Annotated in this window: 20 protein-coding genes and 4 pseudogenes; 13 read left to right on the top strand and 11 right to left on the bottom strand. The window is 55.3% G+C overall.

The window, feature by feature from the left end; genetic code table 11:
• Positions 1-236 precede the first annotated feature (236 nt).
• The gene (locus ACZ47E_RS18980; RefSeq protein WP_278067456.1) at positions 237-3,341 is read left to right on the top strand and encodes an IPT/TIG domain-containing protein; all 3,105 of its coding nucleotides are present in this window, start codon (positions 237-239) and stop codon (positions 3,339-3,341) included.
• Positions 3,342-4,079: 738 nt separating this feature from the next.
• Positions 4,080-6,776: an autotransporter family protein gene (locus tag ACZ47E_RS18975; protein ID WP_464017121.1), complete on the top strand. Its 2,697-nt coding sequence runs from the start codon at positions 4,080-4,082 to the stop codon at positions 6,774-6,776.
• 409 nt (positions 6,777-7,185) lie between these two features.
• On the opposite strand, the gene ACZ47E_RS18970 is transcribed toward ACZ47E_RS18975, so the two are convergent.
• Both ACZ47E_RS18970 and ACZ47E_RS18965 read right to left on the bottom strand, forming a co-directional pair.
• Positions 7,186-7,914 carry a DUF2971 domain-containing protein gene (locus ACZ47E_RS18970; RefSeq protein ID WP_464017120.1) on the bottom strand — a complete coding sequence of 243 codons (729 nt, stop codon included), beginning with the start codon at positions 7,912-7,914 and terminating at the stop codon, positions 7,186-7,188.
• 196 nt (positions 7,915-8,110) lie between these two features.
• Entirely contained in the window at positions 8,111-8,566 is a 456-nt protein-coding gene (locus ACZ47E_RS18965; RefSeq protein ID WP_107341176.1) for a pyridoxamine 5'-phosphate oxidase family protein, read from the bottom strand.
• A 1,593-nt stretch (positions 8,567-10,159) separates the two neighbouring features.
• Between ACZ47E_RS18965 and ACZ47E_RS18960 the strand changes: the two genes are divergently transcribed.
• Together ACZ47E_RS18960 and ACZ47E_RS18955 are read left to right on the top strand one after the other, a co-directional pair.
• Positions 10,160-10,444, top strand: a complete 285-nt coding sequence (locus tag ACZ47E_RS18960; RefSeq protein ID WP_022563989.1) for a toxin-antitoxin system TumE family protein — start codon at positions 10,160-10,162, stop codon at positions 10,442-10,444.
• A pseudogene (locus ACZ47E_RS18955) lies at positions 10,441-10,764 on the top strand (HVO_A0114 family putative DNA-binding protein); the annotation flags it as partial. The gene ACZ47E_RS18960 and the pseudogene ACZ47E_RS18955, both read left to right, overlap by 4 nt.
• Positions 10,765-10,836: 72 nt before the next feature.
• On the opposite strand, the gene ACZ47E_RS18950 reads toward ACZ47E_RS18955, so the two are convergent.
• A complete protein-coding gene (locus ACZ47E_RS18950; protein ID WP_077985963.1) occupies positions 10,837-11,757 on the bottom strand; it encodes a nucleotidyl transferase AbiEii/AbiGii toxin family protein in 921 nt (306 codons plus the stop codon).
• Positions 11,744-12,574, bottom strand: a complete 831-nt coding sequence (locus ACZ47E_RS18945) for a type IV toxin-antitoxin system AbiEi family antitoxin domain-containing protein (protein ID WP_108081358.1) — start codon at positions 12,572-12,574, stop codon at positions 11,744-11,746. The genes ACZ47E_RS18950 and ACZ47E_RS18945 overlap by 14 nt, the downstream gene beginning before the upstream one ends.
• Positions 12,575-12,939: 365 nt before the next feature.
• On the opposite strand from ACZ47E_RS18945, the pseudogene ACZ47E_RS18940 reads away from it, so the two are divergent.
• The 3 genes and pseudogenes from ACZ47E_RS18940 (at position 12,940) to ACZ47E_RS18930 (ending at position 15,549) form a co-directional block, all read left to right on the top strand.
• A pseudogene (locus ACZ47E_RS18940) lies at positions 12,940-14,134 on the top strand (IS256 family transposase).
• 560 nt (positions 14,135-14,694) lie between these two features.
• Positions 14,695-15,045, top strand: a complete 351-nt coding sequence (locus ACZ47E_RS18935) for an MbcA/ParS/Xre antitoxin family protein (protein WP_022563984.1) — start codon at positions 14,695-14,697, stop codon at positions 15,043-15,045.
• 6 nt (positions 15,046-15,051) lie between these two features.
• A complete protein-coding gene (locus ACZ47E_RS18930; protein WP_045535503.1) occupies positions 15,052-15,549 on the top strand; it encodes an RES family NAD+ phosphorylase in 498 nt (165 codons plus the stop codon).
• A 778-nt stretch (positions 15,550-16,327) separates the two neighbouring features.
• Here ACZ47E_RS18930 and ACZ47E_RS18925 read toward each other — a convergent pair.
• Entirely contained in the window at positions 16,328-16,582 is a 255-nt protein-coding gene (locus ACZ47E_RS18925; protein ID WP_108081356.1) for a transposase, read from the bottom strand.
• Positions 16,583-16,849: 267 nt separating this feature from the next.
• Between ACZ47E_RS18925 and ACZ47E_RS18920 the strand changes: the two genes are divergently transcribed.
• On the top strand, positions 16,850-17,305 hold the full coding sequence (locus ACZ47E_RS18920) for a pyridoxamine 5'-phosphate oxidase family protein (RefSeq protein WP_045535501.1): 456 nt from the start codon (positions 16,850-16,852) through the stop codon (positions 17,303-17,305).
• 258 nt (positions 17,306-17,563) lie between these two features.
• Positions 17,564-17,884 (top strand): hypothetical protein, encoded by a 321-nt coding sequence (locus ACZ47E_RS18915; RefSeq protein ID WP_045535499.1) that lies wholly within the window; start codon positions 17,564-17,566, stop codon positions 17,882-17,884.
• Between the two features lie 2,042 nt (positions 17,885-19,926).
• Here ACZ47E_RS18915 and ACZ47E_RS18910 read toward each other — a convergent pair.
• The 4 genes and pseudogenes from ACZ47E_RS18910 to ACZ47E_RS18895 form a co-directional block, all read right to left on the bottom strand.
• Positions 19,927-20,469, bottom strand: a complete 543-nt coding sequence (locus tag ACZ47E_RS18910; RefSeq protein WP_108081354.1) for a HipA domain-containing protein — start codon at positions 20,467-20,469, stop codon at positions 19,927-19,929.
• On the bottom strand, positions 20,457-20,762 hold the full coding sequence (locus tag ACZ47E_RS18905; RefSeq protein WP_108081353.1) for a HipA domain-containing protein: 306 nt from the start codon (positions 20,760-20,762) through the stop codon (positions 20,457-20,459). The genes ACZ47E_RS18910 and ACZ47E_RS18905 overlap by 13 nt, the downstream gene beginning before the upstream one ends.
• 201 nt (positions 20,763-20,963) lie before the next feature.
• Positions 20,964-21,167, bottom strand: coding sequence for a HipA N-terminal domain-containing protein (locus tag ACZ47E_RS18900; protein WP_022563974.1), 204 nt, complete (start codon positions 21,165-21,167; stop codon positions 20,964-20,966).
• Positions 21,164-21,437: pseudogene (locus ACZ47E_RS18895) on the bottom strand (helix-turn-helix domain-containing protein). The gene ACZ47E_RS18900 and the pseudogene ACZ47E_RS18895 overlap by 4 nt, the downstream one beginning before the upstream one ends.
• Before the next feature lie 286 nt (positions 21,438-21,723).
• On the opposite strand from ACZ47E_RS18895, the gene ACZ47E_RS18890 reads away from it, so the two are divergent.
• A complete protein-coding gene (locus tag ACZ47E_RS18890) occupies positions 21,724-22,044 on the top strand; it encodes a hypothetical protein (RefSeq protein ID WP_045535496.1) in 321 nt (106 codons plus the stop codon).
• A 90-nt stretch (positions 22,045-22,134) separates the two neighbouring features.
• Here ACZ47E_RS18890 and ACZ47E_RS18885 read toward each other — a convergent pair.
• Positions 22,135-22,538 (bottom strand): annotated as a pseudogene (locus ACZ47E_RS18885) (type II toxin-antitoxin system VapC family toxin).
• The gene (locus ACZ47E_RS18880; RefSeq protein WP_006700634.1) at positions 22,535-22,768 is read right to left on the bottom strand and encodes an AbrB/MazE/SpoVT family DNA-binding domain-containing protein; all 234 of its coding nucleotides are present in this window, start codon (positions 22,766-22,768) and stop codon (positions 22,535-22,537) included. Before ACZ47E_RS18880 ends, ACZ47E_RS18885 begins: the two are co-directional and overlap by 4 nt.
• A gap of 189 nt (positions 22,769-22,957) precedes the next feature.
• Between ACZ47E_RS18880 and ACZ47E_RS18875 the strand changes: the two genes are divergently transcribed.
• From ACZ47E_RS18875 to ACZ47E_RS18865, 3 genes are all read left to right on the top strand, one after another.
• Positions 22,958-23,086 (top strand): hypothetical protein, encoded by a 129-nt coding sequence (locus tag ACZ47E_RS18875; protein WP_267900252.1) that lies wholly within the window; start codon positions 22,958-22,960, stop codon positions 23,084-23,086.
• A gap of 114 nt (positions 23,087-23,200) precedes the next feature.
• Positions 23,201-23,761: a P-loop nucleotide/nucleoside kinase family protein gene (locus ACZ47E_RS18870; protein WP_045535492.1), complete on the top strand. Its 561-nt coding sequence runs from the start codon at positions 23,201-23,203 to the stop codon at positions 23,759-23,761.
• A 5-nt stretch (positions 23,762-23,766) separates the two neighbouring features.
• Positions 23,767-24,396 (top strand): histidine phosphatase family protein, encoded by a 630-nt coding sequence (locus tag ACZ47E_RS18865; RefSeq protein ID WP_034497753.1) that lies wholly within the window; start codon positions 23,767-23,769, stop codon positions 24,394-24,396.
• Positions 24,397-24,493: the final 97 nt, after the last annotated feature.

Below are 24,493 nucleotides of genomic sequence, written 5' to 3'. Positions count from 1 at the left end.
GCCTTGTCGGCCTGGCCGCTCGCTCGAACGTAACCCACGCTGATACCTGATTCTGCGTGCCGTACGCGCTCTGCGTTGCATTAGCAGCCCGATGTTACCGGCAAAGCACAACTATCGTTCCAATCCGTACCAATCCGTTTCGATTGCGCTCTTTCGAAACCTGGCGAACCAATTTAACGCGTGTGGAACCAGGCGATCTCGTTCCCACCATACAGAACCGGCGGACACACTCTGAAATGAATGGCACCAGTGCAACTTACCTTTCCGCAAAAAAGTCGTTCGTTTTGAATTTCATGAAGGTTGGGGTTTCGGCGTTTGTTCTCGCCGCTTTTTTTATGGCCGGTATTGCGGCAATAACCACTCCCGCATTTGCGCTCTCAGCTGCCTGCACGACGCTCAACAGCAATAGCGGAACAACGAGCTATTCTGCGAATTTTCCTGCATCCGATTTCGCAGCAGGTGAGACGATTACCGTATCTTTCACCGACAATGGCACCGATCCAAAAACTGTTCCAGAATTCAACTCCGGTCAGATCAGATTAAACAATCGCGACAGCAGTACCGTTTTCTATAAATACTCCACTTATTCGGGGTCCGCTGGCCCACATTCTGGAAGCCATAATACCCTCAGTACAGATGGCCTCGGCATCATTGTTGACGCAAAAGGTCATCTGAGCGGCGTTACGATCGTTTGCTCTGCTGCTGTAGCTGAACCCACAATCAACGCAATTGTGCCGAGCACTGGCATAACGACGGGTGGGACTTCCGTTACCATCACAGGTACGAACCTGACAGGTGCGACAGGCGTCAGCATCGGCGGCGTGGCCGCAACCAACGTCTCAGTCCTTTCATCGACCAAAATCACAGCAACGACACCAGCTCATGTTGCAGGTCCGTCTAATGTCGCCGTGACCACGCCGGGCGGTACAGTCGTTATGGTCAACAGCTTCACCTATGTCGCCGCAAATCCGCCGGTCGCCAACGCGGTTTCCAAAAGCGTCTTTGTGGACTCTTCCGACAACATGATTGCACTGGATGTGACAGGGGGGCCAGCGACTTCGGTCGCTGTCGCGACGCAGGCGAGCCATGGCTCCGCAACCGCGTCGGGACTGTCGATAACCTATACACCCGCGGCCGGATACTTGGGCCCCGATAGCTTTACCTATACCGCCAGCAATATTGATGGCACATCGGCTGAGGCAATTGTCACCATAACGGTTGTCGCGGCAGCACCGACCCTTACCGGCATTACGCCAAATACCGGGACCACGGCGGGCGGCACCGCCGTTACCATCACAGGCACACACCTTTCCGGGACGACGCGAGTGAGTGTCGGTGGCGTGGCGGCAATTGACGTCACAGTTGTTTCATCGACCACGATCACGGCCACTACACCGCCGCATGCCGCAGGTCTGGCCAATGTCGCCGTCAGTACACCTGGTGGTGATGATATTCTGGTTAACAGCTTCACTTATATCGCAGAGCCAATCGCCATGGCGCCGGCAAGCGGAGCGCTGGCAGAGGCGACGAAGGGTACAGCCTACAATCAACCGCTTTCTTTAAGTGGTGGAACGGCGCCATTCCTCTTCGGAACATCAGGGTCGGTGCCGGCAGGCCTGACCGTTAACCCAGCGACGGGGACCATTTCCGGAACGCCAACCGCGACGGGAACCTATGAATTTTCGGTTACAGTCGTTGACGCGAACAATCACATCGGTTCAGCCAGCTATGTACTGACAGTTGTTGCTTCGCAGACCAGTTTCGTGTTCACGCCACCTGCCGGCGCCTTGAAAGACGCCATGGCCGGTGAAGAATACAGCCAGCCTGTCAGCACAACGGGCGGCAACGGCGCTCTTCTTTATAGCCTGGTCGCCGGTGCACTTCCTGATGGTATGACGCTCAACCTTTCGACCGGTGAACTGACAGGCCCATTGGATGCGAATGCCGAAGCGAAAAGTTACGCCATTACCATTCAGGTACGGGATGGCAGCGGAGCCACCGGAATGGCGAGCTACACAATGGAAGTTAAGGCGCGTGCCGTAACCGTTGTTGATAAGGTCGTCACAGTCGAGGCCGGTTCTTCGCCTGCGGATGTGTATCTTAACCGTGGCGCCACCGGCGGCCCGTTCGTGCAAGCCGACTTGACCTTCGTAGAGCCGCCAAATGCCGGCACTGCGGCCATTATCCAGGGGCAACTCGCACAGAGCGGTCCCGTAACGACACCGATAGGATGGTATCTTCAGTTCACACCGAACCCGGCCTATAAAGGGCAGGTTCGTGTAGGGTTCAGGCTGACAAGTGCTCTCGGCGTCTCCAACACCGGCACAGTGACCTACAACATCGCCTATGACACAGAGCAGGTCGCATCCGACACCGATCGGTTGGTGCGCAGTTTCGTCCAAAGTCGCCAGAGCATGATCTCCTCCATGATCCATGTTCCAGGTCTTCTGGAGCGGCGGCGGATGGCCGAGGCCACCGATCCCGTTACTGCACGCCTGACACCGTCCGAAAACGGCATGACGGCCCACTTCTCCACCAGTCTTGTTCAGATTCAATCGGCACGAAACAGCGCGGATGGCATTGCCGGCGGTTACTCCTCTGCCTTCAATATCTGGATCGACGGCTCCGTCCTTGCCCACAATGATAACGATATCAACGGCGGCAAATGGGGAAGCTTCGCCATGATCAATATGGGCGCCGACTATCTGCTGAGCGAAAAGGCGCTCCTCGGCCTCTCCTTCCATTACGACCACATGACCAGCCCGACCGATGAAGACGCAGAATTGAAGGGGAATGGCTGGCTGGCCGGTCCTTATGCGTCTTTCGAAATCGGCAAGGGCGTGTTCTGGAACGGCAGCTTGCTCTATGGCGGATCGTCCAACGATATCGATACACTGTTCTGGGACGGGTCGTTCGAGACGAAGCGCTGGATGGCGGATACCTCGATCGAAGGCGAGTGGGATCTCGGAAACGCTACAACGCTGACGCCGAGGCTCCGAGCAGTGTATTTTACAGAAAATGTCGAGGACTACACTATCGGAAACGCCGCAGGCGACACCATTACCATCGACGGATTCGATGCGAAGCAGTTCCGGATCAGCCTTGGCTCCGAGATCGCTCGCTCCTTCACCCTTGAAAGGGGCGCAACGCTCAAACCGAGCTTCGCAGTAACGGGAGGTTTTGCAGCTCTCGATGGATCGGGCGCTTTCGGCACGGCGAAAGCCGGCCTGTCATTGCAAACGGAAGAGTTGTGGACACTCGATGCAAGCCTGCTCTTCAACATCGAAGGTGAGGGTCGGAAATCCGTCGGAGCGAGGGTTGCTGCTGGAAGACAATTTTGACCGACACGAACTTTTAAACCCAAGGCCGTTTCGATATCTTGTCAGGGGCACATTCCAATGTTGGGGCGAAGACGTGGAAAGAGACAACGATACAACCATCGAAACTTCGTTATGCGGCGTTGGGGGGAACTTTGACGGTTACAGTCACGAACCATCCGTCTAAGGGAAAGTCCTCCACAAATCGAGCATCGAGGGTTCGTTGAGTCAGCTCCGCGAACATCGTTCAGTAGCTGATGTCGATCTCTTTCAGCGCACAGCTTCCTTTTCGCGCTCGGTGATGCAGTTATAAGGATCTGCCAAAAACATATGACGGCGTGCCCGCGTGTTAAGGTTATAAGTGTTTGACAGAAACCCGTAGCGCCCGAGAACCGCGAACCCGCAAAAGATGTGCGTTTTGGCGGTCGCCGGCACGCCCACGGAGGCACTGACAGCGCTTCTTGGTCACGGACGCGCCGATCAACAGTGGAAGAGCAGCTCGCCAAGTTGAGGCCGCGAACCCGATCAAAGCTGCCATCACGGGCGCAACATGAACACCGGAAACCCCCAAAACTAACCTGACAAATGTCACAACTCGTGGTGGTTGCGTTTAGTAAGCTTTCAATTAAATTCGAAAATACGCGATTTCTCCGCACTGTCTACAATAGACGCGGCGAGAGATTGATTTGCGAGGCTAATGTGGCGGCTGTAAACCTATCATGCACACTTTGATCGGTTGGCAAATCATACACGGGGGCGTTGATGTGTGATATCCGACACGATACCGAGCAATTGTCCTTTTCATCGCGCCGCGAAGGTCTTTCGAAACTAAGCTTACCTTTGACCGCACTGGCTCTGACGTTGCCTTTCTCGGCTACGGCGCTTGCCGATTGCTCGCCGCTCTTGCCTTCGCCCGGCGATACCGTCGTCTGTAACGGCAACCCCGCCGGTTTCACAACGGCCGGGCTCGGCGCGCTGAATGTACAGATCGAGCAGGGTACCAACCTCAACGGGCCATTTACTGCCACTGCCATGGGCGCGTTAGCTGTAAACTCCTCAGGCAATCTGCAAAGCGTTGCCATTACCGATGCAAACAGCCTTATGTTCGACAATCGTGGCACCATCAATGGCGGACTGGTGGTGAATGGCAGCGGTAATTACACCGTCCATAATTTCGCCAACTCCTTCATCAACTCCGCTTTCAGCTTCACCGGTAACAGTGTCAATATCGTCACCAATGACGGCACGCTGAACAATGGCATCACCGTGAACGGCGATGGGCGGACAACCGTCACCAATAATGCGGGCGCATCGCTCAACAGCGGTATCTTTGTGACCGGCGCAAGTCAGACTTACGTCCAGAACTACGGCACGATCCAAAGCACTATTGCACTGGGAACGGGTGACGACACCATCATCAATTACGATCCAGGTCAGATCAATGGCAGCGTGTCGCAAGGCTTCGGCGAGGATGTCTTCGACATGCGTGGCGGACGTGTCAGCGCAACCGTCAATCAGGATGACGGCAACGACCGTTTCCTGCTCTACGGCGGCGAGGTGACGGGATCACTGGGGGCAGGTTCCGGTACTGACAGCATGTACTGGAGTGGCGGCCTGATCGGTGGCATCGACATGGGGACCGATGACGACACAGCCTATTTTGCCGGGCTCACGGATACCAATCTCAGGGGCATCCAGATTGACGGCGGCTTTGGTAACGATGTCCTGACCTGGTCCAACACCGTGGGCAGCAACCCCGGCCGTTTGATAAACTGGGAAAGGATCGAGCTGACGAACGGATCCCAGCTGACGATGAACAACAATCTGACGTTGGGCGACACGGGAACGCTGGCAGGCGGCTTGGTCATCGATGGCTCAAGCTATCTGAGGGCCGGCAGCGGGACCTGGAGCATATCGCCGGCGGTTAGCGGCAATCTGGCACAGGTCCAGAACTTCGGTGTCATCGATCTGACAAGTGGCTCGAATTCGACCTCGGACAGTCTTTCCGTCATTGGCAACTATCGCGGCTTCGGCGGGCAGCTCTGGATCAATACGGTGCTGGCGAGCGATAACGCACCCTCCGACAAGCTGGTGATTTCGAGCGGAACGACAAGCGGAGCCACGGGTCTTGTCGTCACCAATGTCGGTGGCAGCGGTGCCGAAACCAATCAAAATGGTATCCTCGTTGTCGAGGCGATAAATGGCGGAACAACCGGCGCAGGTACCTTCAATCTTGCCCGACGCGTTTCAGCCGGTGTTTATGAATACCAGCTGGTCCGAGGCGGCGTGACAGCCGGAACCGATAATAACTGGTATCTGCGAAACAATTTCCTGGGCATCGACGCAAGCAACCCGGATCTTCCGGAATGGTTGTTGCCTGGGGGCGGCGACGAAAATGGCGAAGAAGCTGACGGTGGCAACGGCGGTTCCGGCGGCAGTGGAAGCGGCGGTTCTGGCGGTGGCGGCGGAGGCGCGGGAAGTGGTAGCGGCGACGGTGACAGCGTCACCTTGATCCGCCCCGAAGTGCCAATCTTGGGCGCGACGCCAACGGTCGTTCGTGGTCTCTTGCGTGTTGCGCTCGGCACGTTCCATGAACGCCATGGCGAACAGTCCTGGTTCAGCGATGAGGCAGGCAGGGACATTGTATGGACCCGGTTTTTCGGCGACCATTATCGTCAGGACCTCAGTTCATTTGCCGACCAGCGCTACAATGGTAAACACTGGGGCCTGCAGTTTGGCGTCCCGGTCTACCGCGCCGAGCATGAGGATGGGCAGCTGGACACAGTTGGCCTTATGGCTGGTTATGCGCGCGGTTGGGGCGACATGCGCGCGCGCAATATCTACAATCGCGTGATCGAAATCGGCGATATCGATGTCGATTCCTATAGTCTGGGTGCCTACTGGACGCATACCTGGGAAGACGAGTCTTATGTCGACGCCGTCCTGATGCACTCTTGGCTGAACATCAATACGAAATCCGTGGCAGGCTACAGCGCCAACTTCCACGGGCGGGAATGGACAGCGTCGCTGGAGACCGGCAAGAAGTTCGGCGTTTCGGAAAACTGGGTGATCGAGCCGCAAGCGCAAATTTACTGGCAATATCAAAACTTCAACGACGCCAACGATCCGGGTGGTCGTATCGCCTATGACAATAACAGTTCCTGGACGGGCCGGATCGGCATGCGCCTCGAAGGTGCCTACACGATTAACGAGCGCCCCTTTAACCCGTTTTTACTGGCGAATGTCTGGCACCAGTTCAAGGCGACGGATACGATCCGGTTCAATGAGACGACTCTTCGCCCATCCTGGGAGGAAACAAGCCTGGAACTCGGCCTAGGCTTTACGTCGAAAGTATCAGAAAACACGTCCGTTTACGCCAATGCCTCATACGAGTTTAATCTGGGAGGCGAGGACTTCCGTGCATTCTCGGGACGGGTAGGAGCACGTATCGTCTGGTAGTTAAAGAAACTGAAATGATTTGGTTGCGGCCGACAACGAAGTCCGCGACGTCGCTGTTCTTCCCGCAATGTGACACAAACCTGACGCCGTCCGATTTACTGTTCGAATAATTAGGCCTCCATTATCCTGCAGCTTCGACCACGGCGAACGATGATATTCAGTCAGGGTGAAAATGTCGGGCCGACTATGCCTCACTATCTTGCTCGAATTAAGTGACCGTAACCTCTTACATTTTCATTTAGGGCGGCCGACGCTTTGGCCCTTCCGATGCAACTGTAGAGCTGTGCACAGTCGGGACAACTGTCGTGGCGTTGATCGCCGGTCTGGTTGGCCGGCTTCATTACATTCTTGGCAAAACACGCTTCATAGCGACCGATAGGGTATCTCCGACAGGCTTAAACTGATCTCGCTAAAAGCTCTTACGGCTATAGCGGCAGCTTGAAGGTTGCGTTCTCTTTGTGAGCTCGGCCCTACGACTGCTGTCGATTCCGATATTGCTACCACGCTCGCCTTTGGGGTCGAGGTCAAGCGAGACTTCAAAGTAGGGGACGAGCATCGTCGCCGTGCATCGCACTTTTACAGAAGGATGATCCAGCGGGACGAATTTTGAGACAAGGCGCCACTCGTTCTCTTCACGAAACGACGGGTCCTTGAAGGCGCAGGCGAGTTGCTGGTAACGCGTGACCAGTTCGTGGGCCGATTGATCGACGTCATGATCTGACAACACCACTTTTACTCGGATGGCCGCCAGCCAATTGGCAACGAACTCTTTAGCGAGTAGAGCTTTTTGCGATTGTTCGTAGATGCAGCGTATGAGCCGAAATTCTGCCCTTGCAGCGATTTTCTGCAAGTCGCTGACCACAAAACCAAGGCATATCCCGCCGCCGCCGCTATAGCCTCGCCATTGGCTGAGCAGGTCATCGTCTTCGGCAAATGAAACCGTATAGACAAATCCTTGTCGGTATATTTCCACAAGCTCGATAGCCCGAAGAAGGACGACTTTTTCGGTGGGGTCTGCGTGGCCCGCTTCCGAGGCAAGTTCTTCGGTCAAATAGCGGAGACCGTAGGAAAATTCTTCCGAGTCATTAAGATAGTGAACGGGGAATGACGGCGTGAAATTCCAGCTCCAAAGCGTCATTCATTTGCATTACTGGCCCCAGGATGTGACGCCGATGCATCACGGCGCGTGGACCCGGCATGCTCTGGAAAGCTCCTCGATTCCGGATCTGCCCAGAAAGTTGGGAGACAGGTTAGATTAGTCGTAGACAGGCTCCAACCCAACTGAGGACGTTCAGTTGCCGAGATCCCGGGTCGAGCTCGACAAGCTGCGTCACTCATACCGCACCTTTCATGGCGGCATCGCTTGCCAGTTCGATTTTTCCATTCTCCTCGCCATCCCAGAACTCGATCGTGCGTGCCGACACCTTGATCAGAACTATACGTGGTGTGTCGGCGCCCTGCGGAAACCACCTGTCCAGTCCACTAGTCCAATGGGCGTCGAACTCGGGCCTGTCTCTGATCAGGCTCGCCTGACCGTTGACAGAAACAAATATTCCCGGTTTGCCAAGAATACCGGGTGGAGCAGTGAAAGTCAGTGTAACCGATGAGTCTTTGACTATCTCCTGGACTTTCTTCGTGTCTTCATAGGAGAAGAACCATGAGTCACCATCATATTCCACATCGCCGTTGTTGCTCATTGGTCGACTATTGATCTGCCCGGCGGGATCGTGTGTGTTGAACATGCAGAAGTCGATCTTGCTGAGTTTTCTGGAGAGCTCGCTTATCTTCATTGGTCAATCCTTTTCTTACATCACGAATTCAACCATTTTTGAGGTCTGAGGTTCCGCCGGTCGCAGCGCATGACCGTGATACGTGAGAAATACGGGCTGTTCGCGAGGGACTGCTCGCCTTCGGGAAGCCAAGGCTTCCATATCTCGACCGTGAGCGAAGCATTGTTCACTGACGAAAATTTCGGCCAGGCTGATAATTTTTGAAGCGCGAAGGCGATCGTTAGCGGCAGGTTTATATAATGAGTGCCAGACAGACGCCTGTTAAAAGGAAAGTCTTGTCATATAGCGGGTGACCCGTGGGGGAGGCAGCTGTGATGATCACGTTTGTGGGTGATGATGGAAAAACTGTGCAGGCGAAGAGAAGGTGAAGACTGCCACGGGCTCTGAGGGATCACCTGAGCGCATGGCGCTGGTTGCCCTGTCAAAGGCCTCAGCGAGGGCCGTTCGTGTCGAAACCGACAATACGCCTATAGCCCTTGCCATAAAACACTCGATACTCGAACAGGTGCGAACCCAGTCATCTTGCAAGTTATATTCTGCGAACGGATGAGGACCAGAACGTATTGTCTCAATTATTGTCCGACCTAGAACGACGCGCCTCGTGCTTTAACGAGGAAGTCCCGACCATAATTCTGGCCGCCCCCTCATAAAGCGGGAGTCCGAGCGAGTAGCCGCGTAGAGGGATAACGCACATTCGGAACGGGAAAATACCTCACACCAACGATTTTTTGTTCCCGTTCATCCCCGCCCCGTGTGCCTCACTTATACTGCCCTTGTTGTGTGAAGAGCCGGAAGACGTTCCGGTTTTGAAACGGAGCCAGCGCCGGTTGTGAGAGAAAGGCGTCACTCTCATATTTCGGGTGCTGACAGAGATTACCGTCTGGCAGTGACCGGAGGAGAGATGGAATCTGGTTTGTGGTGGGCCTTTCTATTTCTCCGAAACGCATTGGCTGAAGGATAAGCTCTGGCAGGCATAAACCGCTGAAGCGGGGCACTGATAAGTGTCTTTATTTTCCACAGGCGGCAATTTTCAGTGCCCCGTTGCAATGCCCATCGAGCTGAAAGGCTGATGGGGAAAAGAGATGAAGTTCACAACACGGTCGCAGCTGCGTCGCGTGATAGGAAAGGTGTGTTCAAATGGTTCTCTATGAAATGTACGTCCTTGCAACTCGCGCAGATACTGCCCTGATGAGGAGGAGGCTGGCACGATCTCTCTATGCCAGGGCAAAGCTTCTAAATCGGAATCTCAAGAAGCAATATTTACGCGACCAGAAGGGGAGCTTTGAGTCGATGGCCGATAGCAAGAGGGCAGGCCAGTTGCGATCTGGGCGACCTCCATAAACATATATTTATATAATAACCAACATAAAACATATAAAATATGCGCTGGCGGATTGTATATTTTTGACTGAAAGCGGATTTATATGTTTAAGAGTGACCTTCCATGCCTAAAGTCAATGGCGCGCCGTGATCAATCGTTCACTCAAGTCTATATGTGGTAATATATTCCTCTATCAAAGTATAAAAATAATAATATATGTATTTGCTGGATGTATATTAGTAAAATATTCCAAGCGCAAATACCCTACAAACATGATTGCCACGATCCCTGTCGAACGTTCGAAAACTGTTTTGCCAGACGGCGCAAATGTCGAGATCGTTGTGTGGAAGGTGCCCGAACCCGTTAGCCCCCACCTGTTCAAGTATCGACTGTTTTATGGCAAGGACGGCAGGCGTTTCGTCGGGTTCGACAACAAACGCGGCAAAGGCGATCATCGTCATCTTGACGGCGAAGAGCATCCCTACATGTTCACAACGACCCATGCCCTCCTGTCCGATTTTCGGAAGGAGATAATCACGAGGAGGCAGAAACCATGAGAGAAGCCTTGATTCAAATCAGAGCAGACAGCGAAGCTTCACTCGATGAGGCTTTCGACAGGGCAACCAGCGCCATGCGCTCAGGTAATCCCTCAGACCCCGTGGCAGTCTTCACCTTCTCGTCGCCCGCACAGCTTTTTTCTGTCATCACACCCAAAAGGTGGGAGTTGATTGAACATCTCCAGAAGATCGGCCCATCCAGCATACGCGGACTTGCCCGATCCGTCGAACGTGACGTCAAGCGTGTGCACGAGGACGTGTCCGCGTTGTCCGACTGGGGTATCTTCGAACAAACCGAAGACGGAAAGGTTCACGTACCCTACGACGTGATCCACGCGAATTTCGACCTCAGAGCGGCAGCCCTGATCAGGGACCATACCGCAAAGCACCTATCACTTTGTGCGCCTTTCAAGGGAGGCCCGCAGCAATTCAACCAGGTCGGATCGTTGGTCGGGATTGAGTTTATCCAGATTGCGCTGCCGCCAGCGGATCGCCGGAAGTTCCGCGACATGGCTGATCCTCAATAGTGACCAGTCCGGTTCACCGAGCTCAAAGCCGATCAAAAATGCACGGTGATGATCAGGCATTCCTCCGATCAGTGTCTTTATCATTTCATGCTGCGTCTTGATAAGTTCTTCTATGGCAATGACCTCCTCGGTCATGCCCTCAAAGCCGTTGCGGTATTCATTCGCAAGGTCTTTGACGCGGCCCGACAGCACTTCACCCATCGGGCGATTGTGGCTAAGCAGATAAATAATGAACGCTTCGCGAAGTTCATCGCTCAGGCCCTCATGGGTAAGCAAACCCCGCACATCGAAAAGGTCGCGCGGATGTTGGCGGTCCAGCGCGGCAACAAGCTTGCCCGCAAAAAGGTCTTCGAATGAAACGACATTGGTTTCCGCAAAGCCGAACACCTCTTCAACGGCTTCGGTGACGGGGGCGATGAACGGTTCGTGAACGACACCCCGCAGGACGGGTGAGACTTCGATCTTCACCTGCGTTCCCTCTGCCATCACAAGAAGCCGCAAGACAGCGCCATCATGCACATTTTCGGTGACGCGTGCGCCGCGCAGATCTGCCAATGCGGAAGTCTTGATGCGTTTCATGGCAGCGTCGATTTCCACCAGCGCCTCAGACCTTTCGTGCATGGGCAAATACATCAGGTCGATATCAACGGAGAGACGCGGCAGGTCTCGCACAAACAGATTGATCGCCGTACCGCCCTTTAGAGCAAAGCATGTCTCACGGGCAACGATGGGAATGAGGCGCATCAGCAGCCGGACCTGGGCTTGGTACTGGTCACGAAACGGCATCGAGGTCCTCTGGTACGGTGATGAGATAGGCCGGATCAAGCTTGCCGCCAGGGACAAGCATACGTTTACCCTTGCCCATATCGATTGCCGTCTTATCCAGACGCTTGAGCCAGGCATGGCTGTGGCGATCCGCAAAGAAGAAGAAAAGCCGCTTGACCTTCACGCTGGTGCAATCCTTCAGCAGCTTTTGCAGCCGCCTTGGACTGAAATTTGCAGCATTTTGCATGATCATGTCGGCCTGATGAAAACTCTCGTGGCGCGGCAGTTCGTCGAGCATTTCGAGATAGGCCCGTTCGGGCCGTGAAAGCATCAGCGGCCAGTCCCAATGCCCCCACGCAACAGTGGTCAGGCCACTTCCTTGTCCATCGACGGTATGACATGCAAGGCCGCCTGGCCCTTGGCTGGTCGGATCGTTGGGGAACAAGGTCGCGCTGTTGTGATAAACAAAGCGCTGGGGAAGGTTCAGCTTGCCCAGCCAGGCAGGTGGCTTTTCAACACCGTAAAGGTGGACGGTCTTCATCTCATAAGAGAGGTAATGCGCATAGCCCTGTAGCTCCAGCGCAGTGCGGCCGCCAACGTAAAGCGGCATTCTCGAAAGCAGAGTCTGGAGCGATATGACCACCTGCTGCCAGTTCAGTTCGCCGCGCGGTTTTCTATAGACGCTGCGCACTGGCTGTTCCAACCAATCGTTCTTGACATAATAAGCGCGCAGATTGCTGGCTATGCCGCGCTCCTCAAGCCATGCGGCATCTACGACCAGTCCCTCGGGAAGATCTCGTTCAAGTCGGTTTAAAAGTGACGTGCGTTGCTCAGCCATACTGAGTATAATAATGCATATTCAAACCTGATTCAAGTTTACGAAAAACATCATAAACTCAATCAAACTGACTTAATAACCAAAATGTCAAACTAACCTGTCTTTGCCTTGCACCGTGCTGCAAGCCCTCTGTTCCCTACCCCAAGCAAGCATACCAGGTCTCCTCCGGTTACACTCAGCTTCAGATTAAACACTCAATGCTGGATTGACCTGTTATCTCCGGCGCACCCGCTGCTTGAGGGGACGATCGATGACATCATCGATATTTTGGATCGTGTCCCGCCGCGTGGTGTAGCTGACAGGGTGGTCACCGGCGTTTTCCGCTAGGGTCGGGTTGCTTAGAGCCAACCTGAGGGACACCACCGATGACCGACGACATGATGAACCTGCGCTCGCTTGTTGAGAAGAGTGCTGATGCCGATTTGCTGCGCGAGATGATCGGCTTTGCTGCCGAGAAGCTGATGGCGCTGGAGGTCGGAACGAAGACCGGCGCGGGCTATGGCGAGAAGAACGGCTTCCGACTTGCCCAGCGCAACGGCTATCGCGACCAAGATTGGGAAACACGGGCTGGCACAGTCGAGCTGCGCATTCCCAAGCTTCGCACAGGCAGCTACTTCCCGAGCTTTCTTGAACCACGCCGGATGGCCGAGAAGGCGCTGACGGCGGTCATCCAGGAGGCTTACATCCGGGGCGTTTCGACCCGATCCGTCGACGACCTCGTCAAGGCGATGGGTATGTCGGGCATCTCCAAGAGCCAGGTGTCCCGCCTGTGCGAAGAGATCGACGAGAAGGTGAAGGTCTTCCTCGACCGTCCCATCGAGGGCGAGTGGCCATACCTCTGGATCGATACCACCTACCTGAAGGTTCGTCGTGGCGGTCGTATCGTCTCTGTCGCGGTCATCATCGCCGTGGGCGTCAACACTGATGGTCGGCGCGAGGTGCTTGGCATGGAGATTGGTACTTCCGAGGCCGAGGCGATCTGGACCGAGTTTCTTCGAAAGCTGACCAGGCGGGGTCTGCGTGGCGTCAAGCTCGCCGTTTCCGATGCGCATGAGGGCATCAAAGCCGCAGTATCGAAGGTGCTCTGCCACTTGGCAGCGCTGCAGAGTCCACTTCATGCGCAATGCGCTGGCTCATGCGGGTAAGAGCGGACGGCGGGTCGTCTCCGCCTTCATCGCCACGGTTTTCGCTCAGGACACGCCGGACGCGGCAAGCAGCCAATGGCGCAATGTAGCAGACCAGATCAGGCCGAAGGTGCCGAAACTCGCCACGCTGATGGATAGTGCCGAACAGGATGTGCTCGCATACATGACCTTTCCCAAGCAGCACTGGGCAAAGCTTCACAGCACAAATCCAATCGAACGCCTTAACGGCGAGATCAAGCGACGCACTGAAGTCGTCGGCATTTTCCCCAACGACGATGCCATCATCAGGTTGGTCGGAGCATTGCTGCTCGAGCAGAATGATGAGTGGGCCGTTCAACGATCTCGCTACATGACACTGGAAACCATCGCCACGATGAGCGATGATCCACTCATCAGCCTGCCAGCAGCAAGCTGACACTCATCCGGCCCTTTGGGATAAGCCGTGGTCGTCTAAGCTACACCACGCCCTGGGACATGATCATATTCTGTGGTGGCCGACCTGGAAACAGGCGTTCAAATTCCGCCTCCGCCTCAAGCATCGGGGTTGTTTTCCACCCATCGGTTTACAGGTCGCGTCTTTCGTTTCAATACGGCCAGCCAGCACCAAAGAAAGATCCGTTCCGAGTGCGCGGACGCTCAAACAACAGCAACTGCAACAACAAAACATTCGGCGCCGCATAGGTAACGGTAACCGGACTGCGCCAATCACTACCGGAAACCGATTGCCGGCATTTCGGCAATCGACGTCTGAACAATCACCCTTGCCACGGATCGACAACGATCGCGCCGGCGCCATCGAAATCCCGAACATTCCGCGTCACAACGGCAAGAATACGGCCCTGCACGACTGGTCCAGAACGGCGACAGCATCCAGTGTGGAGACATAGCGGCTTGCAGAGATAAGGGACATCTTGAATGCCTGTAATTTTGACGTTATATTGCGTCAGTATCTTTGGCAAATTTGAGGAGGCGAGCATGGCTCTCGCACAATATGCTGACAACGGGCTGTTCGCGCCGGGAAAAATCGCCGACGTTCTCCATACAACAAGCGACGATATCGCGCGCAGTGCCGGGTTGGGCAAAGATGCGGTACAGCGCAAAGAACGCATCAAGTCGGACAAAACCCAACGGCGACTGCGCGAAATGATCGAAGTCATCAACAAGGTTGAGGCCCGTTTCGGTTCTGCGCTCATGGCATATGCCTGGTATCGTTCAGAGCCTCTCTCAGGCTTTTCTGGCCACACAGCAATGCAGCTTGTTCGAGACGGGCGCGCTCACGAAGTACTCGAATACATCGACGCGATCGACGCTGGCGTACATGCCTAACCCCTGATGAACTACCAGGGCAAGCTCTACCGAGCCCTTAATCCGGTTTACGCTCGTGAGCCGCTCTCCGGACGAGGTGCCGAGCTTTATGGCGGCAGATTCAATCCAAAAGGCATGCCTGCACTCTACACGTCAGTGACAGTCATCACGGCATTGAAGGAAGCAAATCAGGCAGGCAGCTTACAGCCCACAACTCTCGTCTCCTACGATGCGGCCATCACACCGCTGTTTGATACTCGCGATGGCGCCCTGCTTCATGATCATGGTATTGACGCTCAAACTCTCAGCACCCCGACTTGGCGAGACGACATGAATGTGTTCGGTGAAGCCCCCACACAACGTCTCGCCCGGTCTCTGAAAAACGAGGGCTTTTGCGGTTTGATCGTCAGGAGCTTTGCTCCGGGGGCGACTGATATCGACCTCAACGTCGTCCTTTGGACATGGGGAGACACCGTCCCACATCAGTTGATCCTGATTGATGATGAGCAGCGCTTGTCACGCTGAAATCGCTGTGAAATCTCCGCGGGCGGCAAGAATGGTCTAAAACACCCATTATAATGGGTCAATTAATTGAAAATCCGCCGTGAATGACCCACTGAAATGGGCCAATATACGCAGGCTGACGCTCATGCTGCGCGACGGCGGACATCTAGTCCGGCTCGCCACTGCATCCGATGACAGGAGCGAAGATGACGGCGCGGAAACGAGGCTGGCGCCGCCTTGCCCCGTTCTATCAAGACTTCATATTCAATAACTCAGGAAATTCGTAATACCTCAGCCGCTTGTCACGGCAGCGGTAATCGTTCTTTGAGGAGTCCACGCTCACGTTGTGTTTTAAGGCTACGCCGATATAGGACCCGAAATGCGGAGCACTACGTTCGCAGTATCCGCTCACCTTCGGCATCGAGCTCATCATGCCGCGCCGGTAAGTAAGCGAGTTAGGCGAGAATTTCGCGGTCTTCACGTTCAGTTCTCGCTATCATTTCCCCACCAGTCCGCCGTCGTCGCACTTCAATCGTCCAGGGCACGCAGGTCAGAACCCCGCTGGATTGGGTCTCCGTCTGCGGCCAATGACTCTTTCACACGCAGCATGGGGGTATTCCCGTCACCGTCACCGACCTCGATGTGTCCCGGGCATCTTCGCCAAAGAGAATGCTGCGGCGCGCAGCGTATGCGCTGACACCGCGAACCGCGTCAACCGTTGAACCGAGCGCACATGCCAGGGATTACCGGGGTCTTAAACTCGAACTTGCGCAGCCAGCTGTTCAGGCGCACTCGAAATTCAGATCTGCCCAATAGTCGAATGAAGCCCTGACCTGCCTCTTAGGTTCGACTGTGCCGCTGCGCACGAGGGAAGAATATGTCTTTCCGCCGCGGGCCGATTTTTCAGTGATATGCCGATGCGACGCGCCATTGCCGAGACACTCGCTCCAGGCTCCATCGCCTCAGCCACCGCTCGCTCCTTGAAATCATCGGACCAACGCCGCCGAAACTGCCGCGGCGCGCCCTCGAAACGTTTCGGAACGGCCTCGATCATATGAAAGTTTCTAGTTCCAGAGATAGGCGCAGATAGAAGCTCACAGCTGGCGGATAGTCATTACGCAATAGCTGTGCTAGCGCCACTGACGCCAGATGGGGTCAGCTTGCCGCTTACGGTCGAGATATGCAAGCCTTGGCTTCCCGAAGGCGAGCAGTGGCTCGCGAACAGCCCGTATTTCTCACGTATCACGGTCACGCGCTGCGATCGGCGGAACCTCAGACCTCAAAAATGGTTGAATTCGTGATGTAAGAAAAGGATTGACCAATGAAAATAAGCGAGCTCTCCAGAAAACTCAGCAAGATCGACTTCTGCATGTTAAACACACACGATCCCGCCGGGCAGATCAATAGTCGACCAATGAGCAACAACGGCGATGTGGAATATGATGGTGACTCATGGTTCTTCTCCTATGAAGACACGAAGAAAGTCCAGGATATAGTCAAAGACTCATCGGTTACACTGACGTTCACTGCTCCGCCCGGTATTCTTGGCAAACCTGGAATATTTGTTTCTGTCAACGGTCAGGCGAGCCTGATCAGAGAAAGGCCCGAGTTCGACGCCCATTGGACTAGTGGACTGGACAGGTGGTTTCCGCAGGGCGCCGACACACCACGTATAGTCCTGATTAAGGTGTCGGCTCGCACGATCGAGTTCTGGGATGGCGAGGAAAATGGAAAAATAGAACTGGCAAGCGATGCCGCCATGAGAGGTGCGGTATGAGTGACGCAGCTTGTCGAGCTCGACCCGGGATCTCGGTAACTGAACGTCCTCAGTTGGGTTAGAGCCTGTCTACGACTAATATAGCCTGTCCGCCAACTTTCTGGGCATCCAGATCCGGGTCCGAGGAGCTTTCCCGAGCATGCCGGGTCCACGCGTCGTGATGCATCGGCGTCACATCCTGGTGCCAACTTTGGGGCCAAAAGCTCACCTTCAGGGTCTTCCGTTGACGCCCGTCAGCCGACCCGGCAACCTCACACAATGACCGCGACGGACAGTTTCATTGCCGAACTAGTCCGCGACGCCAACAGGCTCGATCACCTCGACAGCTGGCAGAAGCGGCGCGTGCTCGAACGGGCCGTCACGACAATTCGCGACATGCGAGAAACAATCGGTATGCCATCCGGCCCCGGCCGTGACAGTCTCGTTGACCTCCACACCGTTGCCCTCTCCATCGAACGCGGATGGCGCGGCGATGAAGAAATCCGGAACGCACTGCTGCAGGCAGCCGCCGTGATCCGCGACCTGCATATCATTCTCGACAGCAAAACCGAAATCAGCCTCGTCAAATCTGCCGGTTGAATATCCCCTTGCTCCCAGACTTGCCCTGCTTCGTCAGCGACGCGTCATCGCCATGATCCCCGTGTCAAAGCCGTCACCAGCATGGCTGCGCAGTCTGCCAGAACGCTGCCGTTTGCTGCACGCCCTCGCCAGCCTGAACCGTCGCGCCAGACCGCGAACAAAACCGGCAGACCCCTCCCGCACAATCCTGCGAAGTTCCCGTGCGGCGGCCGGAATGGTCGCCCGCCCTTTGTCGGTGACCGTCCTTTGTCATTCCGTCAGGGCCATCTGCATCGGTGCCGGACATCCGCTGGCGTAACACGGTGGATGCATGAACGCTTTTCAGGCACGGGCGGCGACAGCGATTTTAGAACCAGGGGTACGGGAGGTCGCTATGCTGGCTAAAGTCACACCGAATACCGTCAGTCGTGTAGAGCAAGACGAAGCGGACGCTCGAGGTGCGCAACCTGTCACCATCGAAGCGATCAAACGCGACTACGAAGAGCGAGGGATCGTTTTCCTCGGCGAAGATCCCATACCGTATGGTGTACCCGGGGTAAGGCTCAGCAAATAGTGAAAGGTTGAAGTTCCGCCTCTTCCCAAGTCAGACTACCGGGACTGTTTTATCGAACTGACATAAGCTCACAACCCGCGCGCTATGACGAGCCTTTCACGGAGATCAAACGGCGGAACAAAATCCGACACCCCGTCGACCTTCGACTTTGTTACCATCCAGAAAACAATTACCAGATTGCCTTGCCCTGATGTTTGCCTTCTCTGAACACTACCCGCACCTGCAGTTCAACTTTGGAATGTAGTGACCCATCCAGGATTGCAGACGTGTAGCGGCATAACGTACCATTGATGCGCACGCATTTCGACCAGAATGGCGTTCGCCGTTTAATATGGCAGGATAGGCTATTGGTATACCGCCCGGACCGGGCGCCAACTTATGTACGAACCCGACATCAATGGGGGACCGTGCTGACTCCTCTCAGCATATGAAGATGAGCCATCATGCATACATCCGCAGCGTGTGGAACGGTCTCTCTTTCCGCCCCGATAACCGCTGCTCCCAAAGCATTGCTCGACCTGTAACCGCGCAAAATAAAAGAGTGGGAGAACAGGCGATTAGGTGGAATGGAGAACATGTGAATAGGTAAACAGGAGAACAGGAGAACAGGAGAACAGGAGAACAAGAGAACAAGAGAACAAGAGAACAAGAGAACAAGAGAACAAGAGAACAAGAGAACAAGAGAACAAGAGAACAAGAGAACAAGAGAACAAGAGAACAAGAGAACAAGAGAACAAGAGAACAAGTCAACGGGCGGACAGGTGATTAGGCAAGTAGCGTCTGGAACAAACTTTGAGAAAGCAAAGAACCCGAATTCCGGTCATCACGGCAGCCTCGGCCGCTCCAGGCTCAAGGATCCCACGCTGGACTACCGGTACTTTTTCCGAACGGCGCGGGCTGAGGGAGCGAGCCGACGTGATCGGCCAGCGGTCGACGAAAAGACAAACCTCCCCGCGACAGGCGTTGGAGCAAATCGCAAACATGGAAGCGCGAGAGTCGTGATGTCGTTGAGGGTTACTCTCCCAACCTGAACCTCGTGCTTCGCTCGATTAGACTCGACCCGTCGGGACATCCCATTAGTGAAGTCCGATTTGACCGGTTTCAGACTGGTTGGAGCAACTGACACTCTAGTGGCCGTAGAACAGGACTGCGTCGCCGGATGTCCGAGGCATTCGCCTACCCAATCTTGTCGAGTTAGGATTTATCACCAAAGCCTGCTTTCTGCACAACGGCCATGCCTGCTTCGACGCGTGGGCCCAACGCGCTCGACTACCGCGATGGCCGGACGAGAAGCAGCGGCGTCGCGCCTCCAAATCGGTCGTTCATGCGGTTCCGAAACCGTCTTGAAAGAAGTCGTCCGTACGCGCCAACGCGAAGGACCAAGAAGGGCGGGCGTTTTCATGCGTGACCAGAGAGGAACTTTTCGGTAGACGGACCATATAGCTATGCACTCAGAAAACGAGCGAATGGGCTCGGGTCGGGCTCCAGCTCATCGACCACCTAATCGATCCTGAATTCTTCGACACCGCTTTCGAACGCTGTGCGTAAGCCGCTCGAACACCCTCGTCGGATCGCTGGCCGAACCAGAAACCTCCTGTGCCACCGCATCGCATCCGACGCTGACCAGTTGTGCGAGCTCCTCCACCCGTTTCAACGTTGATGCACCGCTCAGTCCAACGTCATCAGCCAGTGCCTGCCAATCGGCACGTCGCAGGTCAGGCGCATGGAACCGGCCAGAAATCCCCTGAGGCAGACTTTGATCGACCTGCCGATAAGCGGCTGCGCACATAAGGTCATAGAGAGGAGCCATCTTCGCGGACCCACCGGCACCGATCAGGATCGAGTAATTTTTCGCATGCGAATCCGAATTGCAGATCAGAACATTCAAGATCACCGCGTCGAGAAGTTTCAACCGCTCGCCAGGAGAAACAAGATCGCTGACGGCGTCAAACATCATCTTCATGGTCACGCCGCGGCCGGTCGAGGATCGCTCGTATTTCTGCGACGGGAAATGTCCCGTTAACTGGCAAATATCCTCCTGATGCGCAACCTGCGGATCTCCCCTTGAGGGTCGGTAAAGCGATCATAGCGTTTCACGAGAAGATAACGTCGCTTGCCAGCTACTCCGATCGTCGCCTCGGCAGCCTCCAGACCGCAGGCACGCGCAAGCGACAGGCAAAAGGCTTCGTTCTCCACGCTCCCCGCAAGGCGTTTCGTATTAGGCTTGAGAATATGCGTTGATGGCGTCCCATCAACCGGAACTGAAATATGGCCGTGCCCGTCGACAAACACCGGCAGTTTCTCCTGGACGCCCGCAAGCGACATGGAAACACCGCGCTCTCCGACCAGAAAAGTTTGGCAGGAAGTTCACCGAGAATACGCTCCAGCGCCTGCTCATCCGGCACGGGCTGGAGGTTGACACCCGCTTTACGCGGTTCGCCGATCGACAGCGCTCCCGCCGTGTCACGTCCGATATGACCAAGCACCGACAATGTCCTGTGGAGAAACCTTGAGGCGTTGTCCGATCTAGGCAAGATGTGTTTCTGGAAGCAGATTGGCAAGCCAGGGCAGCAGCTTGGCAGTACCCACGGGCCCGGAGCGCAGCGGCATGGTGAGCGACACCGGAAAGGCCGTGCGGCGCGCTTCCCAGCCCGGATCATAGTCCAACGTCCATTCGCCATCAAAAGTCAGATGGGCGACAGGCAAGGTCTCGTAGTAGATGGTTGTCATCGATCAGCACCAAACATCGGCAAAAAGCCAAGGTCATCGTCCGGCGCGGCTGGCACAGCCTGGACCGTCTTGAGATCGCCGATCTCAATGCCGACGGTGCGCGCGACGATCAGGGCATTTTCGAGCTGGCAACTCGGCTTGCCCGATTCAAGCTCGACGATGAAGTCGTTCACCCGTTCCGGAACGGGCAGCAAGCCCGGTTTGCGTCCAGCCAAGAGATTTGCGTTTCTCCTTGATAGCATCGCCGAAATCGCGTGCGGACCTGAACATCGTGAACCTCTATCTCTTATCTTACCGTACAACTATTGTTTTCATCAACATTGCCAGATAAATTACTACACCGGCACTTACAGTAACCTTAATTATATACATTAGAAATATCGCATAAATACATAATATTCCATCCATAATCTATTATGAGTATAGCGGATAACCCTGTTCACCCCGCGTTCCGCCCTTTGGGACTGGCATCACAGTAAAGCCCCAAAACCGCAGTCCAAGGCAGCGCTGCAGGACTTCTGTTGACGCCAGCCGGCCGTCCCGGCAACCTCATACCATGACCCAGACCAACTGTTTCATTGCCGAGCTCATCCGTGATGCCAACCTGCTCGACCATCTCGACGGCTATCAGAAGCGCCGTATGCTCGAACGCGCGCTCACAACAATTCGCGACATGCGCGAAACAATCGGTATTCCATCCGGCGCCGGCCGTGACAGTCTCGTTGACCTCCACGCCGTTGCACTCTCGGTAGAACGTGGATGGCGCAGCGATGAGGAAGTGCGAAACGCTCTGCTGCAGGCAGCCGGCATGATCCGCGACCTGCATATCGTCCTCGACAGCAAAACCGAAATCAGCCTTGTCAAACCTGCCGGTTGAAAGCGTTGCAGCTCGCCTGACCGGCGGCACCAGAGCCGAAACCGCCCCTGAAACCGGTGAGTAATCACAAATGCTAAGGCTCGCGCATTCCTACGCTTCAGGCGAGATCAGAGCGACCGTTGGAAAATACGATCGGTAACGAGCCACATCTCGCGTCAACAAGGGAAGGTTTTGTATTGCCGCGTGGGCGCCTATAAAAAAGTCAGGCAAAACACCGTTACGGGTACCGCCACCGCGGCGATATCGGTAAAGGCCTTTCCCGCCAGAAATAACGCCGCGCGAGGGAAAAGGCTGAACTTCAACCCCGCCTGATCAACAAAAGCATCAAGTTCTTCTATCCGCTCATATCGAACAGACAGTTCCGCGTAGACAACGTCATTGATGAACAGCGGACCCGAAACGCTCGCCAGTTCGAGCTGCTCAATCGACCAGTCGGCCCAAACCGGGTCGTCCGTCACAAGATCAAGCAGGACATTTGTATCGACAAGCGTCACTCGTCACCACGGGTCAGCGCCATGATGGCGTCGGTACCCAGACCTTCACCAGCATGTCCGCGCAGCTTGGCGAAACGCGTGAGTGGCTGTTTCTTGTCTGCCCTGACGAGAACTATCCTTCCATCGGGGGCCCGAACAAAATCGACCGAGCTACCTGGCGAAATCCCTAAAAGCTCACGTACGGCTTTTGGAATGGTGACCTGCCCTTTGGCCGTTACCGTTGTTGCCATCTCAAACTCCCGTAATACCGGCGTAGAAGATGGTATTACTTCTGTGCCTCTGTTTCAACCAATCTCGCGATGAAATCAGTCACCAACGCCCAGCCACCAAATCATACCCGACAACATTCAGCCTATCGCCGTTAGGATTACATTAACCATGCCGGACCACTCTTCCGTTAGCAACGATGGAGGTTGGCTATGGCTTACGACTGGGACCGCAATGAACGCGACGGCCGGTTCGATGAACTGGCGGCAGGACTAATATTCTTCACAATAATCACCCTGCTTCTGGCGTCAGCTTATCTCGTGACAAGCCTTGCCAGCTAGGGCGGTTCATTGCCTGCGTGCCGGCCAATATAGAATACGCCAGATTGGCAACATCGATAGCACAATGATCACATCATCATCCGCTTTATGCCTGCCAAAGGTCAGTAATGGAACATGACGGACGATCTTGGCGGCCATATCCTGCTTCTCTCCGGCCATCCCGGCTCTGGCAAGTCGACAATCGCCGGAACGCTGGCTCACTTGCCCGGCGTGCCAAAGGTGCATTTCCATAGCGATGATCTGTGGGGATATATCAAGCATGGCCGCATCGATCCCTGGCTGCCGCAATCCCATCAGCAGAACCAGATGATCATGCAGATTGCCGCCGACGTTGCCGGTCGCTACGCGAAGGCGGGCTACTTCGTGATCCTCGATGGCGTCGTGCGACCGGACTGGCTTCCGGCCTTTACGGCACTTGCCCGGCCGCTGCATTACATCGTCCTGCGCACGACAGCGGCAGAGGCGGTAGAACGCTGTCTAGCCCGCGGTGGTGACAGCCTCAGCGATCCTGATGTCGTCGCCGATCTTCACTCGCAGTTCGCCGATCTTGGTGCCTTCGAGCACCATGTCCTGTCAATGTCAGGCATGGACAAGGGCCAGGCTTTGCAATCGGTCATCAATGCGCTGCAATCGGCACGTTTCCGTATCGATGCTTTGGATGAAAGCAATCGATAACGAATGTGCAGGATGAAACAAGCGTGGCTCTACCGACCATCTACCTCCTTCGTCACGGCGAAACCGTCTGGAACTCTCTTGGCCGGTTTCAAGGACAATTGGATTCACCTCTCACGCAGCGTGGCATCGAGCAGGCGGATCATGTAGCTCACTTGCTCCGCGAAACGCTCTGCAACGATGACCAGTTGTTCCAGATGCAGATCAGTCCGCTTGGGCGCGTGCGCCAGACCGCGGACCGCGTACAGGCCAAGGTGCCACTCCCGTATATAGAAGATGACCGACTGGTTGAGGTTACGACCGGCTCCTGGGACGGGATGACGCGATTTGAGATCGACAACGAGTTTCCCGGCCATCTTGACGGGACAAACGCGTTCGACTGGTATTTCGGGGCGCCAGACGGCGAAAGTTTCGATGACGCCTGCAAGCGCGCGACGTCATGGATCTGGGATATCCGGCATCCGACCATCGTCATTTCCCATGGTCTGTTCGGGCGGATCCTTCGCGGCGTGTTTCTCGGACTTTCAAAGCGGGAGATGCTCGAACTGCCCGTTCCGCAGGATGGATTTTACCGGCTAGACGATGGCAGGTGCGATCTCGTCACCGGTTCCCCGTCCATACCTGCACGTGTTCAATGACGGAGCACAGTTCGCTGTCCCAACGGACCGCGAGCAACGCGCAAACTGCTGACATCGACCTCGGCGCCGAAGCAGGCTCGACCCTTCGATCGATACG

It is taken from the genome of Agrobacterium sp. 5Ca39 (assembly GCF_055382365.1).
The sequence above is the reverse complement of the archived record's forward strand: the minus strand, read 5'-3'. Positions and strand labels throughout refer to the sequence as shown.

Coding starts and splice junctions, on each gene's coding strand:
- ACZ47E_RS18980 (WP_278067456.1), top strand. CDS start 237: ATGAATGGCACCAGTGCAACTTACCTTTCCGCAAAAAAGTCGTTCGTT.
- ACZ47E_RS18975 (WP_464017121.1), top strand. CDS start 4,080: ATGTGTGATATCCGACACGATACCGAGCAATTGTCCTTTTCATCGCGC.
- ACZ47E_RS18970 (WP_464017120.1), bottom strand. CDS start 7,914: ATGACGCTTTGGAGCTGGAATTTCACGCCGTCATTCCCCGTTCACTAT.
- ACZ47E_RS18965 (WP_107341176.1), bottom strand. CDS start 8,566: ATGAAGATAAGCGAGCTCTCCAGAAAACTCAGCAAGATCGACTTCTGC.
- ACZ47E_RS18960 (WP_022563989.1), top strand. CDS start 10,160: ATGATTGCCACGATCCCTGTCGAACGTTCGAAAACTGTTTTGCCAGAC.
- ACZ47E_RS18950 (WP_077985963.1), bottom strand. CDS start 11,757: ATGCCGTTTCGTGACCAGTACCAAGCCCAGGTCCGGCTGCTGATGCGC.
- ACZ47E_RS18945 (WP_108081358.1), bottom strand. CDS start 12,574: ATGGCTGAGCAACGCACGTCACTTTTAAACCGACTTGAACGAGATCTT.
- ACZ47E_RS18935 (WP_022563984.1), top strand. CDS start 14,695: ATGGCTCTCGCACAATATGCTGACAACGGGCTGTTCGCGCCGGGAAAA.
- ACZ47E_RS18930 (WP_045535503.1), top strand. CDS start 15,052: ATGAACTACCAGGGCAAGCTCTACCGAGCCCTTAATCCGGTTTACGCT.
- ACZ47E_RS18925 (WP_108081356.1), bottom strand. CDS start 16,582: ATGATCGAGGCCGTTCCGAAACGTTTCGAGGGCGCGCCGCGGCAGTTT.
- ACZ47E_RS18920 (WP_045535501.1), top strand. CDS start 16,850: ATGAAAATAAGCGAGCTCTCCAGAAAACTCAGCAAGATCGACTTCTGC.
- ACZ47E_RS18915 (WP_045535499.1), top strand. CDS start 17,564: ATGACCGCGACGGACAGTTTCATTGCCGAACTAGTCCGCGACGCCAAC.
- ACZ47E_RS18905 (WP_108081353.1), bottom strand. CDS start 20,762: ATGTCGCTTGCGGGCGTCCAGGAGAAACTGCCGGTGTTTGTCGACGGG.
- ACZ47E_RS18900 (WP_022563974.1), bottom strand. CDS start 21,167: ATGACAACCATCTACTACGAGACCTTGCCTGTCGCCCATCTGACTTTT.
- ACZ47E_RS18890 (WP_045535496.1), top strand. CDS start 21,724: ATGACCCAGACCAACTGTTTCATTGCCGAGCTCATCCGTGATGCCAAC.
- ACZ47E_RS18880 (WP_006700634.1), bottom strand. CDS start 22,768: ATGGCAACAACGGTAACGGCCAAAGGGCAGGTCACCATTCCAAAAGCC.
- ACZ47E_RS18875 (WP_267900252.1), top strand. CDS start 22,958: ATGGCTTACGACTGGGACCGCAATGAACGCGACGGCCGGTTCGATGAA.
- ACZ47E_RS18870 (WP_045535492.1), top strand. CDS start 23,201: ATGACGGACGATCTTGGCGGCCATATCCTGCTTCTCTCCGGCCATCCC.